The organism is Micromonospora coxensis (assembly GCF_900090295.1).
Lineage (GTDB): Bacteria > Actinomycetota > Actinomycetes > Mycobacteriales > Micromonosporaceae > Micromonospora > Micromonospora coxensis.
Window position 1 is genome coordinate 3,950,347 of the sequence record NZ_LT607753.1, and the last position, 15,368, is coordinate 3,965,714.

Genomic DNA, 15,368 nt, shown 5'->3' on the forward strand with positions numbered 1-15,368 from the left:
GAGGCCGCTCGACACCGTCACCGGCAGGGGGCGTGGGGATGAGTGGCAGTTGGCTCACCGGTCACCCGCCAGGGTCTGCGGGGTGCCGTTGCGGGCCGTGAACGCTGCCGCCGGCACGGGCACCAGCCCCGGCCGCTGCACCGGCACCGTCTGCGGGACTTGTTCGGCGATCACCGGCGGGCGGTTGTCGACGGTCTCGACAGCGGCGGGCGAGTGATCCTCCATCGGGTCGTAGCCGGGCGGCACCTCACCCCAGCCGCTGGTGTCGGCCGGCTCGTCGACGGGCGCCGGAGCGGTGGGGGTGGTGGAGAAGACGAGCTTGGACAGGCCGAGGAACGCCAGGGCGGGGACGGCGGACAGCAGCCAGCCGGACAGGCTCGGTTTCGCCACCGCGAGCTGCGCCGCCAGGGACAGTGCGACGGCGCAGACGAGCAGGAACAGCGGGTAGCCGACCGGGCCGCCGGTGCGGCGTCGCTGGCGGATGGTCAGCAGCGCCGCCAGGGGCAGCAGTTCGGAGATGGCGGCATTGGCCCAGCCGAACCAGTCGCCGGTTCCGGTGGGGGAGTTGGCCATGGTCCAGTCGTGGACGTGGGTGAAGGACGCTGCTCCGGCCAGCCCGCCCACGGTCAGGACGATGAGCACCAGGACCACGCCTTCCACGCGTTCGGTGTCTGCCTTCACCGGGTCACCTCCTGCCCGTCGTTGTCGGTGTTGTCGCAGAGGCGGCGGTAGTCGCGGCCGAGCTGGCGGATGTCGTCGTCGGTGAGGTAGGCGAAGCGGACCCGGACCGGTTCGCGCACGCCGTCGAGTACGACGAACCCGACGCCAGGGGTGGATTCGGGGATGCGGTCGCAGAGGGCTCCCCGGTCGCGGGCGGCGTCGCCGAGGACCATGTCCACCTGCTCCGGCTCGGTCAGCCGCAGTCCAATGCGGGTGGGGAACAGGTCCCTAAACGGCAGCACGTCCTTGCGCGGGTCCTGCAACGCCGCCACCACATGCACCCCGACCGCACGACCCTGCGACAGCAGTAGCCCGAGGGACTCCTTGATCCGGTCACGGACCTTCCGATCGGTGATGTACGCGGTCAGCGCGGCCAGCTCGTCGACGACCAAAACGATCAGCGGCTCCTCCGGCGTCGGCACATGCTGACGGGTCACCCCACGCAGGCGAGCCGCCCGCAGCCGCATCCGCTTGACTGCCTCTTCCAGGACGCCGGCCATGCCGTCGGGGTCGTCGTAGGCGAACCGGGCGAACAGCGGCACCCCGGCCGCCAACTCCATCCCGCCCTTCGGGTCGAACGCCCACAGCTCCACCAACCCCGACCGGATACCGCCGGCCAGGGACCGGATCAGCGACCACAGCACCGATCCCTTGCCCGACCCCGTCGCCCCCGCGATCAGCACATGCGACCCGGCAAGCCGCAGCCGATACGGCTGCCCGTCCTCATCGACGCCGAGGGCGAGCCCGTCCAGGTCCGGCACCTCGGGCACCGGCAGCGGCGCCACGATCCCGGCGAGCGGGTCACGACGGACGAACCGCAGCACCACCCGATCCGGCCGGGCCGCCGAGCGGGCCTGCCCAGCACGGAGGCGGAAGGCGTAGGCGAGGCGTTCCGCGGCCTGCCCCCAGTCATCGGGGATCTGCCCCGGCAACATCCGCACCGTCACCTCATCGCCGTACCGATCACAGCGCACCCGCAGCAGCTGCGGCACGTACCGGTCACCGGCGAACGCCGTCGCCAGCCCGCAGGTGGCCATCACGGACGCCCACCGCCGCCGGTAGACGACCAGCGCCCGGACCCGGCTGACGAGCGGGTACCAGCCGAAGCGCAGCCACGACCCCGGATGCCACCGCCACCAGGCGGCACAGCCGGTGACGAGGGCGAGTACGACGCCGGCCAGGACCAGGCCGCCGAACTCGGCGCGCACCCACAGGACGAGCACGGCCGGTGCGGTAAGCCACCAGTACCGCACCGCCAGGACGGTCAACCGGAACAGGCCCCGGGCCAGCCACCAGAACACCAGCAGCCAGCCCGGAACCCGCCACGCGGGAAGACGCACGTTCATCGGCGCCACGGGGATCTTCTCCCCCGGAATGATGTTGATCAGAGGCACAGGTCACCGCCCCGATCCGGACGGGCCAGGGTCGAGATGCACGAGCGGCAGGACATCCGCCGCACGTCGAACCGGCGCGGCTTCACCCACCGGCAGCAGTGCGGACAGCGAATCGCACACACCCGGGCCGAAGCCGGCGACAGCCGCAGCGCCGACCGGAGCGTGGCCTCCACCTCCCGGTAGGCGTGCCGTAGGCCGACCAGGCGAGTACGGGACATCAGGACCACCGCCCCGACAAGCAGCGGCCACGCAAGGGGATCAGAGCAGGGGGAACTACCGTGGGCATCACGCCCTCCTTCATCAGGTGAGGGATGGGAGAGCGCGGGACGGGCCGGGACTCTTGGCGGGGAAACGACCCGCCCCGCGCGCCAAACGACAGCCGATCAGGCCGCCACCGAACCCGGCACGGTCGACGCCGGCCGGATCGCGGTAGCCCGCAGCGAGTACGCCATCCGCGAGCGACAGTCACCCGACGAGCGACCCGGCTTGCACCGCTGCGAATCCACATACGGGGTCAGGGTCAGGCCCTCGAACTCCACCGCAGGCGGGTAACCCGGCACGGTCGACGGCGGCGGCACCGGCTGCTGCCCGGCGACCACCTTGACCTTCACCTCGGTCGACCGACCGAACTTCCCGGCCTCCGGGTCCAGGTCCATCACCCGCACCACCCAGACCCGCTCGCCGGTCTCCTTGTCCCGCGCCTGGTTGTCCGCCTCACCCCGCCGCTCAAAATCGATCTGCGGCGACACCCCGAGGCACAGCGCCCCGGCGGGGAAGACGTACTCGGACGGGACCGGCACCTTCAACGTCATCGGAACCACTTGGGAAGCCTCCCAACCTCACCAGTCGTCTTCCTGACAACCGGTTGAGCTAACAAGCTACGTCAGCTTGTAAACACAAGCAAGGTTGAATGCGAGTCCGCTGCACAATGTGGAGAGCCGGCCCCGTGTTGCCAGGACCGGCATGGAGGGGGACGTGATGCCAACGCGGGAAACAGCCGAGCGCCTAACGCTGGTGGACACTGTTGACCGGTGGTTCCACCTGGAACAGCCAGTGTTTATCGAATCCGGGCAGACCTACTGGATCGACCGCACGACAAGCGAGCTGTGCGTCGATCGGGGAGACGGGCGAGTCACGCGGACTGCCGGTGAGATGTGCCGCTGCCGCCAGCGTGGTTGACGGCAGCGGATCAGGACAGCGCGTAGGTGTCCTCGATCTCGTGACGGCTGCCGGGCATGACCAGGACCGAGGTCATGATGGGGTCGCCGGACGCCTGGTGCACGGTGATGACGACGCTCATCACCGACTCGTCGGCCGGTACATCCAACGCCTCCGCTTCGACCTCGCTGACCCGGCGGGCGGTCATTCGCTCGGTGGCGTAGTCGGCCCGTAGGCCCTTGTGGCGGGCGATGAGGTCGAGCAGGCCGCCCGGGATCGGGTTCGGCTTCGTGATGTCGGTCCCGGCCGCGATGTCCACCGGTACGAACGTGGCCACCAGGTCTACCGGCCCCGTCTCGGAGATGGTCCGGCGGCGACGCTCGTAGATCGGCGTGCCCTCCGGTATCTGCAACTCCGCTGCGATACGTGGCGAGGCGAGCACCGGGCCGACGTGCAGGATCTCCGTCTCGCCGGTCTCGTCCAGCTCCACCGCGTCCCGCGCGTACTCCGGTGAGGTGCGGCCGGAGGCGGGCCGACCGCGTACGAAGCTGCCCTTGCCCTGTTGCGACTCGATCCAGCCGTCCTGTTTGAGGATGCCGAGCGCCTTGAGCACCGTCGGGCGGGAGACCCCGAACTCCGTACAGAGTTGGCTCTCCGAGGGCAGTGCCGCACCGGGCGCGTAGTCGCCGTCCTCGATGCGCTTCCGCAGCGTGTTCAACACGCGCAGGTATTTCGGCGTCGGAATCTCGTACGCCATCGCGGGCCACCCCACCTATGAACGCTGCATGAATCTCAGCAGCTTATGAGTTGTCTGCATGACAGAACAAATCAGCTCAGCCGTTCGGCGTCACATGCTCCACCGCTGCGGCCAACCACCCTGACCAGGACGACGGCGCTCCCACCGACTCCGGTCGGGACGCGCCCGGCCACCGGGCGCGGCAGGCAGCCGTACCGGTCGAACACCCGCAGCGCTGCCCGACGCTCCGCACACGGGCCCTCCTCACCGCAGGCGACGCAGCGCCCGTCCGCGCTCGACGGCGTGTGCTGGTCAAGCTGCGCCTGTGCCGCACGGAGTTGGTCGCGCACGGCGCCAGACAGGTAGATGCTCACCGAACCGCCCCATCGGCCGGGAGCTTGCTCGCGCGTACCAGGATCCGGGTCTGCGGGCCCCGGCGGCCGGACCGACCGACCCTGATCCCCTCGACCCAGATCCACTCATCATGCGGAGGACGGTGGGCCACCAGCCGAACCCCGGTCACCAACAACGTCACCGGCCCGTCCGACGGCAGGAGACGATCGGCTGCCTCGATCTTCAGCACCGCGCCGAGTCGTACCCGAACGTCAAACACCGCGTCTCCTCATCACCGGCGCCACGTTGCGAGGCGGCGCGCTTTCGGTCGTGCGGCGCTGGATCTGAAGGCCGACGATCTGCACGAAGACCTCCCGCCGCGCCAACGCCTTGCCGCTTAACGGGTCGATGGAGTAGCCGGTGAGCCACACCCAGCCGTGGTACGTCGGTTTGTCGCAGACCGAGGTGACCCGCAGGTACAGCGCTCGGTCGCCGCCGAACTGCACCGACGCCCGGCCGTCGATGAGCACCAGGTCACCTACTGACGGGACACCCGGCCGGCGTGGCGCCGGTGTGCGAAGCGCCGAGGCGGGCGGGCCATTCACGGGTCGTCGTTCGGATCGCGGTCCCACGCCAGCACCCACCCCGGGCCAGCCTCAGCAGGTCGCCGAGCGACCGGAACCCGCGCAGTCCAGGCAGGACCGCCGAGCCAGGGAACGACTCCGCTCCGACCCCCGCGCCATTCCCCGGATGGCGGCACGGGCAAGGGTGTACTTCCAGCCCGCGCCTGAGCAGGATTGGCAGTTGCTCGATACGTTCAGCCCCGTCATGCAGACAGGTTGTGGCACAAAGCGCCCAGCAGCCCGGAAAATCCTTCCGGGGTCGCAGCCGACCGAGGGGAGACAGTGAACCGATGCGCGGGATGACGAACACCCTCACCATCGGCGAACGTGTCGGCTGGTACCGCCGGCGGCGCGGCCTGTCCCAGGAGGTCCTGGCCGGACTCATCGGCCGTACCGCCGACTGGCTGGGCAAGATCGAGAACAACCGGATCGAGCTGGACCGGCTCTCCGTCATCAAGTCCCTGGCCGAAGTCCTGGACGTGTCCCTCGGCGACCTGCTCGGCGAACCCTCGCTGCTCGACTGGACCGGCGACAGTGGCACCGAGACCGTGCCCGCGCTGCGCGCCGCCCTGATGAACTACCGCGCTATTGCCCCGATCGGCGACGGCACGGACGCAGAGCCACCTAGCGTGGCAATGCTGAGGAAGGAGGTCGGTGCCCTCTGGGACGCATACCAAGACTCGCGGTTCGGGTACGTCACCGGCCGCCTGCCCGACCTGCTGCACCGCGCCCAGGCCGCCGCCGACCACCACGACGGCGACGACCAGGACCAGGCCCGCCGCCTGCTCGGCCTCGCGTACCAGTTGGCCGCGACCCAGCTCACCAAGCTCGGGGAGAGCGACCTCGCCTGGATCGCCGCCGACCGCGGCTTGGCCGCCGTCCGCCCCACCGGCGACCCGCTCGTCACCGGCTCCCTGTTCCGCTCGGTTGGCCACGCCCTGCACGCCACCGGCCGCTACGCCGAAGCTGTACGCCTCACCGAGGACGCCGCCGGCTACCTTGAGCCCCACCTCAAGCACGCCACACCAGCACTGCTCTCCGTCTACGGAACCCTCTTCCTGTCCGGCTCGATGGCCGCCGCCCGGTCCAACGACGCCGCCACCACCCGCACCTTCCTCGACGCCGCCGACCACGCCGCCAACCAGCTCGGAGCCGACGCCAACCACCTCTGGACCGCGTTCGGCCCCACCAACGTCGCCATCCACCGCGTCGCCACCGCCGCCGAGCTGGGCGACCTTCAAGTCGCCGTCGACCTCGGCCCGCGCGTCGACACCGCCGGCCTACCGATGGAACGTCGCGTACGGCACGCACTCGAAGTCGCCCGCGCCTACAGCTCCTGGAACCGCGTCGACGACGCCCAAGCCGTGCTGCTCGACGCGGAGAAGATGGCACCCGAACAGGTGCGACATCACTTCCTCAGCCGACAACTCGCCCTGACCTGGGTACGCCGTCAGCGCGGCAAGCCGCCGGCCGAGCTGGTCGACCTGGCTCGTCGGCTCAAGGTGCTTGACTGAACCCAGCCCATCTACGCTGCCCTGGTGACGGCCAACGAGATGCCACCCATGGCAACCCCACGCGTCGCCGCAGGCGCCCTCTTCTTCGACGGTGAGGGCCGAGTGCTCCTCGTACGCCCCAACTACAAGGGGCACTGGGACATCCCTGGCGGCTACGTCGAACCCGGCGAGTCACCCCGAGCGGCATGCGTGCGCGAGGTCCAAGAGGAACTTGGCCTCACGCCCACGCTCGGACCCATGCTGGTCGTTGACTGGGCACCCGCTGAGAACGAGGGCGACAAGCTCCTCTTCATCTTCGACGGCGGATCACTCGGAGCCGAGCAGGAGCGCGACATCCGCTTCGCCGACGGTGAACTCACCGAGTGGCGCTACGTGAGCGCCGAAGCCTTGGAGCAGCACGGGCCGTCCCGGCTCGCCCGTAGGATTCGCACTGCGATTGCAGCGCGCAGTAACGGCGTTTCCGCGTACGCCGAACACGGCAGCGCAATTTAGAGCAGAGTTTCGATACACGATCAAGGCGGCCCGCAAGGGGCCGCCGCCTGGGCGCGCGCCGGCCGCTGCCGCTGTCGCTCTGCGGCCGTCACGCCTGATGCCCGGCGGCTGGCGCGGACAGCGGGAAAGCCCGGAGGGCCGCCGCAGAACGACAGAGCGTCGACCGGTGGTGTGGTGGGCCGGCAGCCGGCCGGGCCGCGGCCAGGACCCGCGCGGCGTAGGGGAGGGGACGCCGGCCACGTCGGCGAGCTCGCGGCGGTCGCGGGGTTGCGGTTAGGGCGCCTCCGGCGGGGGCGCTCCGGCTCCAGGATGGCCGGGGACCGTCGGCGGGTCACGGTCCGTGGGTGGCTACGGTAGGCCATCCCGCCTGCCATCGACCCGGGCAAGCCGAGCAGAGCACCGCCCGACCCGCCAGCGTCCGTACGTGCGTCAAGGCCGTCTTGACGTGGCGGACCGGGCGGTGGCCCGCTCCACAGGAGTGCGGGTCGATGGCACACGGGATGGCAGGTAGCCACCGGTAGGGCGCTGCTGTGAGGGGTCGATTTCAGCGTGGCTACCAGAACCGCGAGCCAGGCACCGTCACCTGAACGGCTCGTCGAGGACCGGCCCTGCATGCACCGAGAGCAGCCGAATAGACCAGGTACAACGGGTCGACCGGCACGGAACCGATCCGTTAACATCGTTTTCCCTGAGTAGTAGGGCCATCACGCCACGTGATTCGGGTCTGGCCCTCGACGTCGCACCAGGTGGGAGTGTCTTTCGGGTGACCGACGCAACGAAGCAAGAGCCCACTCCCGGCCTTGGCAACCTCGCCACGATCGCCAATGTAACGAACGACCCCACCGGACTCGACACCTTCGCTCGCTACCTCTGGCAGGCAAAACAAGTAGTGCGACAGTGGCTGACCTGCTTGCGGGAACAAGACGGGCCCGCCTTCGCCGTCTGTGAGCAGATCGAGGACCTTGCTCTTGTCCACTCCGACAAGGTCCGCCTCATCCAGCTCAAGACCCGTGACAAGGGCTCCTGGAGCGTCGTCGCCATGTGCGAAAGCGGACTCGACGCGCTCGTTCGGTCGTACGTGAACGCGCGCAAAGCCAAGTGCCACGAACTCTACAGCTACGAACTCTGGCTTGAAGGAACGACGGCACCGAAGGCGGACACCGCTAGCTTCGTGCGTGACCCCACTACAGCAAGCAACGACGTCCGCGCTCGCCTCGTCGCACACGGCCTCATCAGAGCCTGGGTGGACGACTTCCTGCAGCGCCTAGTCATCGAGCCTGGACAGCCCACCCAGATGTACATCGACAAGGTGGCGATGTGGGAAATGTCAGCCCTGTGGCCCGCACTGTCTCATCAGGAAGTGCAGCACCTCTACGAACGGCTCCTCAGCGCCGCAAGCGCTGCACAAACTGGCGGTGCTGGTCAGCCGGCATCCATCCAGGCGATCTTGGCCGCAGCGCTTCCGCACGTGAGTTACGACCTCCCGCGTCCAGGAGAGCCCGGCTGGTCAGACATCGAGCCCATACACAACCAGACTCTCAGCCGCAGCATGCTCACATCACTCACTCCGCCCCTACCCGGCGAACGACAACACCAACTCCTCGCGCGCATGGCTAATGGATCTGCAACATCGCTGATGGAACTGAAGATGAGAGCTGCAGGTGCCAGCACAACGCTCATCGAAGATGTTCAGGAACTGCGAGCCACCATGGAAGTCGAGCGTCAACTCCTACTCGCCAGTCGCGACAATGCAGAGTCCGACCTAGAGGACCTAGCCCGTCGCGTGCTGCGGATGGCCCAAGCCACCTCTACTCGCATCAAGCTCTCTGCCGTTGGGAACCCCGTCGCTGCCGGCCGCCCCGCCGAAGCTATCGCCGCTGACTTACGTGCCCGCCCCCACGATCTCGCCCAATGCGACCGGCAACCCTTGCTCCATCAGGACGAAGAACTCATCTTCGGCTACCTCGGCCACCTATCCGACCTCTGCCGCTTCGACTGGGGTCTCTCGTGATTCCCAGCACGAGACCCGCGGCCCGCACCCCGCCTAGGCGCGGAGGACCGCCAGCGCTCCGCGCAGACCAATCACCGCGAGCCCGGTTCCGGCCCTCACGCGAAGCCGAGGCGCGAATCCTCCTGCTCATCGACGCCTTCAGCCGCAAAGCCCGAGGCCAATCCCGATACCTCGAAGGCCGCGTCAAGCTAGCCAAGCTTGACTTCTTGCTCCGCTACCCGCGCCATCTACGCCGCGTTCTGCTTTCCCAGGGCGTCAGCGCTGACAAGATCGAGCAGCTCGATCCCAACGAGGCGCCCCTCGACGCCCGCATGATGCGTTACCGCTACGGCCCATGGGACCCCTCCTACTACGCCGTCCTCGGATCCCTCATCGGCCGGGGCCTCGTCGTGGTAGCCCCCCTCGGCAACGGCTTCGGCTACCGCACCACCAACACCGGCGCGGACCTCGCAGCCAACCTGCGCGCCGACGGCAGCTTCGACGACATCAACCAGCGCCTAGCCCTCCTACGCCGCTACCTCGACAAGTCCGGAAACACGCTCAAGAGTTACCTGTACGAACTGCCCGAAATTGCCGACGCCGCATGGCACGAGGATCTGACGTGAGCCGACCTACCACGACCCCGCCAGAACCGGAAACCGAGCTCCAACCGGTTCATCCACACCGCCTCGAACTACTGCAGGTAGATCTTGTAGGTGGTGGCCGTGAAGTCACCTTCAACGCAGGCCTCAACCACATCGTCGGCGACATCACCACAGGCAAGACCACCTTCATCCGCCTGATCCGAGCGCTGCTCGGCACCATGCCCAAGGACCTACCACCCGAAGTCGACTACGTCGACGCCATCCGTGGGCACGTCATGCTCGGCGACCGCGCATGGAAGATCTATCGACCCCGAACCACTACCAGTGACGCACTCGTCGAGATCAGCGAAGACGAGAGCGAGCCAGGCCGTGAAGCCCTATCAGTACGGCTCCCCGTTGCCCGCTCGACTCACACCTACAGCACCTTTCTGCTCGACCGACTCAACATTCCAGAAATCAGCGTTCCTCAAGCCCGAACTGACCCCACCGGTGTTCAGAGCCCGGTCACCATGACCGACTGGCTTGGATACTGCATCATCACTGGCGACGAACTCGACACTGAGGTCTTCGGACACAAGCGCCACTTCCGCGACGTCAAACGCCGCTGGGTCTTCGAGATCGCCTACGGCTACTACGAACCCGAACTCGCCCGCCTCAACGCCCAGCTGCGTCACTTGCAACGACAGCTCGACTCCCTCGAACACGACGCTGAGGTCCGTGCCCAATTCCTCAAGGACACCCCCTTCGCGGACCTCGCCACCCTTGACTTGCAATTGGCGGCCAGCACGACAGAGCTCGACCACGTCATCGAACAACGCCGAGCTCTCGGAAGTGCAGTAACCTACGTCCCGGGCGTCCAGCAGGCGCGAGAAGATCTGCTCGCCGCACGCAGCCGTCGTGCCGACATCGCAGATCGCATGTCTCGGCTCCAGGCGCAAATCAAGGACCTCAGCGATCTGGTCAGGCAACTGAGTAGTCAGTCCGCCCGCCTCACTCGCGCTATCGTCGCCGGCGAGTGGCTTGTGGATTTCGACTTCGTGGTCTGTCCGCGTTGCGGCAACGATGTCGAACCAGCAAGGACCGATCCGCACCTGTGCTACCTATGCCTGCAACAGCCGCGGCCTGCGCCCTCCGAAGCCGAGCTGCTGAGCGAGCAGGACCGCATCGCGAGTCAGATCACCGAAACCAACGAGGTCCTCGAAGGACGTCAGCGCGCTCTCGACAGATTGGCGTACGAGGCAACCCGACTCGACCAGCTCATCGCCGAGCTGGCCGACGACCTCGACCAGCGCACCCAAGCGTTCGTTTCCGACCACGCTGCACAGATCGAGCATCAAGCCACCCGGCAAGCTCAGCTCGAGGCCGACATCAAGCGTCTCCGTGAATACGCCGACCTCCTACGACGGCACGAGCAACAACTTGCCAGCCGCGGTGAGCTTGAAGCTCAGCAAGAAGATCTCAGGCTTCGTATCTCTGAGCGTGAACTCTCTCGATACGATGCGGAAGAGAATGTTAAAGCCCTTGAGATACGGATGCTCGAGTACCTGCAGCAACTGCGCATCCCAGACCTCGGCCTAGAACTTACGGTTAAGATCAACCGAAAAACGTACCTGCCCGAGGTCTCCGGCCGCAGCTTCGACGAACTATCCAGTCAAGGCCTCAAGACACTTGTCAACATCGCACACGCGCTCGCTCACCACACCGTGGCGATCGACCGAAATCTTCCATTGCCTGGGCTTCTCATCCTGGATGGGATTTCAGCGAACAGCGGACAAGAGGGCTTGAGCTTCGACCGCATTCGTGACGCCTACCGACTCCTCAGTAAGGTAGCGGCTGACGACTCATATCGAGGCGCACTACAAATCATCGCGGTTGACAATGAGCTCTCTCGCGAAATTATCGTTGAACTCGTTGAACGTGTTGCCCTTGAGCTCACCCAAGAGGACCGTCTCATCCGAACTCCGAATCCGTCACCAAAATCCGAGCCGGACGACGTCGAGCCGTGAGCGATGGAGTCGGGGGCACACATGGGGCACAAGACATCGTGAAACGTCGGCAATCAGCGACGAACGACATGAGCCCAGGCGCGGGCTTGGCCAGGGTGCCGACCGTATCAACGCAGGTCACGCGACCGCCCGTCTAAGTTCCGCTTGAACGTCTGACACTGGGGCTGGGTAACCAACTGGGTGACGACGGGTGCGGGCACCGCCGGACGCCCGTGGACTGCGGCGGACCGTTCGGGCCGCACGAGGGCAGACGTTAGCGGCACGGTTCCTGCGGCCAGGCTGGGACTACTCGGGTAGTCCTGACTAGCGGTGACTATTCCTTTCAGCCTGGTTAGGTACCGATGGTACCGGCGCTGCCGCCTCGATCAGTGAGAGATTGAAATGCTTCCTGCAGCGATTGAATAGCGCCAGAGAATAGGACATCAATGCCTGGTTGTATCGCTCAAACCTTTCGGCATCAATGCGTAGTTTGTCGCCTGGCTGGTAGTCGAGCCAAGGGCATGAGTCCGTAAACTTTCTGTCGCAAATCCCGGCCCGATGGGCGAGAATGTTACGGCTTTGCCACATCTCGAATATCGTCTTCCGAACATCGGCGTCAACAGCACCATCTAGTCCAACCGCCTCAAGGAGCCGTTCGAATCGAGTAACGCCGCTGGCAAGCTCTGTCCGCAAGTCGCGCTGCGCCTCGGATATCAGTAGCCGAATCCGATCATCTTCGGACAGTCGAGTGAACTCAGCGAGCGGAATGCGAACTTTCGAAAACGCGGCTCTCTCCAGCACCTCCGGTACGGCTTTCATCCATGCGCCCGCAAGGTCCTCGACCATTGCTTCCAGCGCCGACCATAGGCCGAGTAGGCAGTGCGCGTACATTAGATGACTGCCGGAAACTTCGATTTTTAGCGCTATATCCGCTCGCCTTCGCGCTATCGTCAACGCATCTGGTGTCGGATTTGTTATCTCCAATAGTTGAGGGAACTTCTTGGCGTGACCAAGTCCACTTAAATGCATCTCGATCAACGCATCTACCTCGATGCCGTAGTCGATGAATCGCAAAATTGCTTCCGCCCAAGGTTCCACCGCTGAATCTTGTGCAGTACTTGCCTCCGAGGAAGCATCGTGTGGCGACATGGCATTAATCCTAGATGAAGACAGGTCTATCCCGGAGCACCCAACGGACCTGTTGTTCGCCGAGTCGCGTGTCAGACTCCTCTAGCGGGGGACTCGGCCGGCCCTTTTCCTCGGCGTGACCGCCGGCCGAGTGGCACGCGCTGGTCAAGATGCGCAGGAGCGCCACGCCGAGGGCAAGCGGGCGGTCGGGACCGAACATGGCCCACGTGGCGAGGGCCGCCGGAACGCGGCGAGCGGGTTGCGTCCGTGCCCGTTACGTGCCCCGATCTCGCAGTCGCCGACGGGTAACCAAGGTCAAGGCCTGACGGTCGGCGGCATACCTGGCCAGCGGTAACCGGCAGGTGGCGAGGGCTATTCGGCTTGCCGCGCCGAGAATTCCTAAACCGTGTGTCGCAGGCGAGCAGCCAACGGAGCAGCCAAGCCGGCGATCAACGGCGGACAGCGGCGGACCGCAGGCACCGGTGGACGAGGACCAGGACCACGCCGACCAGCAGACCGCGACCGACTCGTAATGCGCAGATCATGGCAGGGTCTACACCCGGCGTTGCCGAATCAGTCTCTTTAGGATCAAGGCGGCCCGCAAGCGGGCCGCGCCGGCCCGCCCCGGCCTGCTGGCGGCCTCCGGCCGGCATCGGCCGAACGGGCCGGCTTCGATCCGCCTGGGTGACTCGACCGCGGCTTCTGCCATCATCCGGCGATGGAGATCTGGTCTCATGGCACCGAGCTGTACGAGGTGAACTCGTACTACAGCGTGCCCGACGACGCCTGGCAGTACGAGCTGACCGGCATGTCGCCGGCAGGCGGACATCTCTCCGTCGTCATCCCTGACGCAACCCCGGATGACGGCCCGTTCACACCGCAGCCAGCACATCGCGTGCTGGTGCAGGTCGGTGACAGACAGATTCCCTGGCCGATCTTCCGACGCTTCATCGACCTGGTCGAGTCGTCCGGTGACCTCGCTGAGGCCGACAATGACGAGCCGCACACCAGCGGCCGAGACGATCGCGGGACTGGCTGAGCGACGGTCAACTTGGGGCGATCGGCTGCCGCGCCGCTTCGCGGCTTGCCATCGGAATCCGGGATCCAGGTGCGCGGAGAGCCGGCGACACGTCAAGCCGCCCCCGGCCCGAAGGCCGGGGGCGGTAAGCCGTACTCCGCCGGATAACCGCACACCATTGGCGCCGTGCCAGCCGCATGCCAGTAGCTGGTGTCCCTGGCGGTCAGCAGCGGTCGTGATCGGGCGACATGACACCGCCGTTGACCAGGCGTTCCGGATAGATCAGGTCGGCCGAGAACGATCTTCCAAACTGGCGGTACCGATGCGCGACGTGTACGTACCATGTCGGCCATGATCGTGGCGGAACTCCAGGAGTGGTTGTCGCAGCAGAACCCTCGCTCACCCGTCTGCGTTATGGGCATTGCTGACTGCGGCGCATCGGTGCAGGAGTGGGGCATCAACCTCGGCACAGGGCAGGGGCCAAGCGACGACGTCGATGAGGTCATCATCTCGTGGGCCCATTCGCCGGAAGCCGAAGCCCGCTACGAAACGCAGAAGCACTGAGGTCGTACCACCATAGGTGCAGCCGAGCTGACCGAGGCAGACAGTCAGCGGATCGTCAGCGAACGCCATACCGCGTGGTCCGGCTCGATCATGCTCGACGGCACGACCGATGCGTCTGACCACGCGGTACGGCACTTGATCACACTCGCTGCTACGTCAGGTCACTTTCCCCCCGACGGGGGTCGTCCCTTTCCGGACTCCGCAGGTGGACGGGCCGTCGCCGCCTTACCTGACCACGGCCTTCTTGATCTCCCGGGCCGGGAGGAAGCAGACCAGCCCTCGGCCATCGCCGTCGGTCACCACCCACGGGTGGCCCACGTAGGTCTGCTGCCGGTAGCCCTGACCCGGTTGCAGCACCGCGTACCGCTGCCGTTGGCCCCCGTAGTCCAGCCAGTGGACGACGACGAGCGTGCCACGGGTGTTGACGAAGTCGACGAAGGTCTCCGGCCCACCGCTGCTCGACCGCAGCGACGGCTCCTGGGACGGGGGCAGCGGCTCCAGCTCATCCGGGCGGGACTGGTCGGAGCCGGGGGGCCTCGGCGGCGTGGTCGACGGTCTCGGGCGGGTGGTCGTACCCGTGGTGGGTCGGTGGCTGGGCGACGCCGCGCGGGTCGGGGAGGGCAGCGACGCCCGGGTGGAGAGCGACACCGGCGCCGGCGAGTAGGTCCAGCTCGGCGTGGCGCTCACCGGCTCGGTCCCGTCCGCCTGTCCGGCGCCGGTCGGCAGGACGGCCACGGGCCTGTCCTCCGGCCGGGGCGAGGTGGACCAGAACGGCGACAGCGCGAACACCAGCGTGGCGATCACGCCGACCGCGACGCAGCCGAGGACCAGGGTGCGGGTGGGACCGCCGGGGCCGTGCGGGGACGCGGGCGGTGCGGCCGTCGGCCGGGCGCCGGCCCGCGGCGGTGGCGGCTCGGCCCGGTGCTGCGCGTCGTGGGCCCGGCCCTCGGGACGCCTCGGACCGGGTGGTGCCTGCCGGCGCGACTCGGGCAGCCAGCCGCCGATCCGCAGGGTGGCGTCGGTGCGGGGCACATCGTCGGGTGATTCGGGCATGGCCCCGTTTCCGAGAACGCGGGAGCCACCTCCAGCGGTGGCACGGGCCACGATT

The 15,368-nt window shown here is 67.0% G+C and carries 14 protein-coding genes; 7 read left to right on the top strand and 7 right to left on the bottom strand.

Annotated elements, in window-relative coordinates:
• Nucleotides 1-54 precede the first annotated feature (54 nt).
• From GA0070614_RS18005 to GA0070614_RS18045, 5 genes are all read right to left on the bottom strand, one after another.
• The gene (locus GA0070614_RS18005; RefSeq protein WP_088977060.1) at nt 55-681 is read right to left on the bottom strand and encodes a DUF2637 domain-containing protein; all 627 of its coding nucleotides are present in this window, start codon (nt 679-681) and stop codon (nt 55-57) included.
• Nucleotides 678-2,066: an FtsK/SpoIIIE domain-containing protein gene (locus GA0070614_RS18010; protein WP_231933319.1), complete on the bottom strand. Its 1,389-nt coding sequence runs from the start codon at nt 2,064-2,066 to the stop codon at nt 678-680. The genes GA0070614_RS18005 and GA0070614_RS18010 overlap by 4 nt, the downstream gene beginning before the upstream one ends.
• Before the next feature lie 431 nt (nt 2,067-2,497).
• Complete coding sequence (locus GA0070614_RS18020; protein ID WP_172892459.1) at nt 2,498-2,926, bottom strand: hypothetical protein; 429 nt, start codon at nt 2,924-2,926, stop codon at nt 2,498-2,500.
• A 377-nt stretch (nt 2,927-3,303) separates the two neighbouring features.
• Nucleotides 3,304-4,029: a GntR family transcriptional regulator gene (locus tag GA0070614_RS18030; protein WP_088977064.1), complete on the bottom strand. Its 726-nt coding sequence runs from the start codon at nt 4,027-4,029 to the stop codon at nt 3,304-3,306.
• A 584-nt stretch (nt 4,030-4,613) separates the two neighbouring features.
• Nucleotides 4,614-4,871 carry a hypothetical protein gene (locus GA0070614_RS18045; protein WP_088977066.1) on the bottom strand — a complete coding sequence of 86 codons (258 nt, stop codon included), beginning with the start codon at nt 4,869-4,871 and terminating at the stop codon, nt 4,614-4,616.
• 383 nt (nt 4,872-5,254) lie between these two features.
• Between GA0070614_RS18045 and GA0070614_RS18050 the strand changes: the two genes are divergently transcribed.
• The 5 genes from GA0070614_RS18050 (at nt 5,255) to GA0070614_RS18070 (ending at nt 11,571) form a co-directional block, all read left to right on the top strand.
• Nucleotides 5,255-6,478: a helix-turn-helix domain-containing protein gene (locus GA0070614_RS18050; protein ID WP_172892460.1), complete on the top strand. Its 1,224-nt coding sequence runs from the start codon at nt 5,255-5,257 to the stop codon at nt 6,476-6,478.
• Nucleotides 6,479-6,502: 24 nt separating this feature from the next.
• On the top strand, nt 6,503-6,970 hold the full coding sequence (locus GA0070614_RS18055; RefSeq protein WP_231933320.1) for an NUDIX domain-containing protein: 468 nt from the start codon (nt 6,503-6,505) through the stop codon (nt 6,968-6,970).
• A gap of 763 nt (nt 6,971-7,733) precedes the next feature.
• Nucleotides 7,734-8,981: a dsDNA nuclease domain-containing protein gene (locus tag GA0070614_RS18060; protein ID WP_088977068.1), complete on the top strand. Its 1,248-nt coding sequence runs from the start codon at nt 7,734-7,736 to the stop codon at nt 8,979-8,981.
• Between the two features lie 206 nt (nt 8,982-9,187).
• Nucleotides 9,188-9,586 carry a hypothetical protein gene (locus GA0070614_RS18065; protein WP_088977069.1) on the top strand — a complete coding sequence of 133 codons (399 nt, stop codon included), beginning with the start codon at nt 9,188-9,190 and terminating at the stop codon, nt 9,584-9,586.
• Nucleotides 9,583-11,571, top strand: a complete 1,989-nt coding sequence (locus tag GA0070614_RS18070) for an ATP-binding protein (protein ID WP_088977070.1) — start codon at nt 9,583-9,585, stop codon at nt 11,569-11,571. Before GA0070614_RS18065 ends, GA0070614_RS18070 begins: the two co-directional genes overlap by 4 nt.
• A 303-nt stretch (nt 11,572-11,874) precedes the next feature.
• Here the strand turns inward: GA0070614_RS18070 and GA0070614_RS30265 are convergent, their stop codons facing one another.
• The gene (locus tag GA0070614_RS30265; RefSeq protein ID WP_157745030.1) at nt 11,875-12,699 is read right to left on the bottom strand and encodes a hypothetical protein; all 825 of its coding nucleotides are present in this window, start codon (nt 12,697-12,699) and stop codon (nt 11,875-11,877) included.
• A 697-nt stretch (nt 12,700-13,396) separates the two neighbouring features.
• On the opposite strand from GA0070614_RS30265, the gene GA0070614_RS18075 reads away from it, so the two are divergent.
• A complete protein-coding gene (locus GA0070614_RS18075) occupies nt 13,397-13,717 on the top strand; it encodes a hypothetical protein (protein WP_088977071.1) in 321 nt (106 codons plus the stop codon).
• 330 nt (nt 13,718-14,047) lie between these two features.
• A complete protein-coding gene (locus GA0070614_RS18080; protein WP_157745031.1) occupies nt 14,048-14,260 on the top strand; it encodes a hypothetical protein in 213 nt (70 codons plus the stop codon).
• Between the two features lie 225 nt (nt 14,261-14,485).
• Here the strand turns inward: GA0070614_RS18080 and GA0070614_RS30785 are convergent, their stop codons facing one another.
• Entirely contained in the window at nt 14,486-15,313 is an 828-nt protein-coding gene (locus tag GA0070614_RS30785) for a VHL beta domain-containing protein (RefSeq protein WP_197701342.1), read from the bottom strand.
• Nucleotides 15,314-15,368 lie beyond the last annotated feature (55 nt).

Bases quoted from the DNA above. Each gene is read 5' to 3' on its own strand.
- GA0070614_RS18080 (WP_157745031.1), top strand. From the start codon at position 14,048: ATGATCGTGGCGGAACTCCAGGAGTGGTTGTCGCAGCAGAACCCTCGC.
- GA0070614_RS18010 (WP_231933319.1), bottom strand. From the start codon at position 2,066: ATGAACGTGCGTCTTCCCGCGTGGCGGGTTCCGGGCTGGCTGCTGGTG.
- GA0070614_RS30265 (WP_157745030.1), bottom strand. From the start codon at position 12,699: ATGTCGCCACACGATGCTTCCTCGGAGGCAAGTACTGCACAAGATTCA.
- GA0070614_RS18050 (WP_172892460.1), top strand. From the start codon at position 5,255: ATGCGCGGGATGACGAACACCCTCACCATCGGCGAACGTGTCGGCTGG.
- GA0070614_RS30785 (WP_197701342.1), bottom strand. From the start codon at position 15,313: ATGCCCGAATCACCCGACGATGTGCCCCGCACCGACGCCACCCTGCGG.
- GA0070614_RS18030 (WP_088977064.1), bottom strand. From the start codon at position 4,029: ATGGCGTACGAGATTCCGACGCCGAAATACCTGCGCGTGTTGAACACG.
- GA0070614_RS18020 (WP_172892459.1), bottom strand. From the start codon at position 2,926: ATGACGTTGAAGGTGCCGGTCCCGTCCGAGTACGTCTTCCCCGCCGGG.
- GA0070614_RS18075 (WP_088977071.1), top strand. From the start codon at position 13,397: ATGGAGATCTGGTCTCATGGCACCGAGCTGTACGAGGTGAACTCGTAC.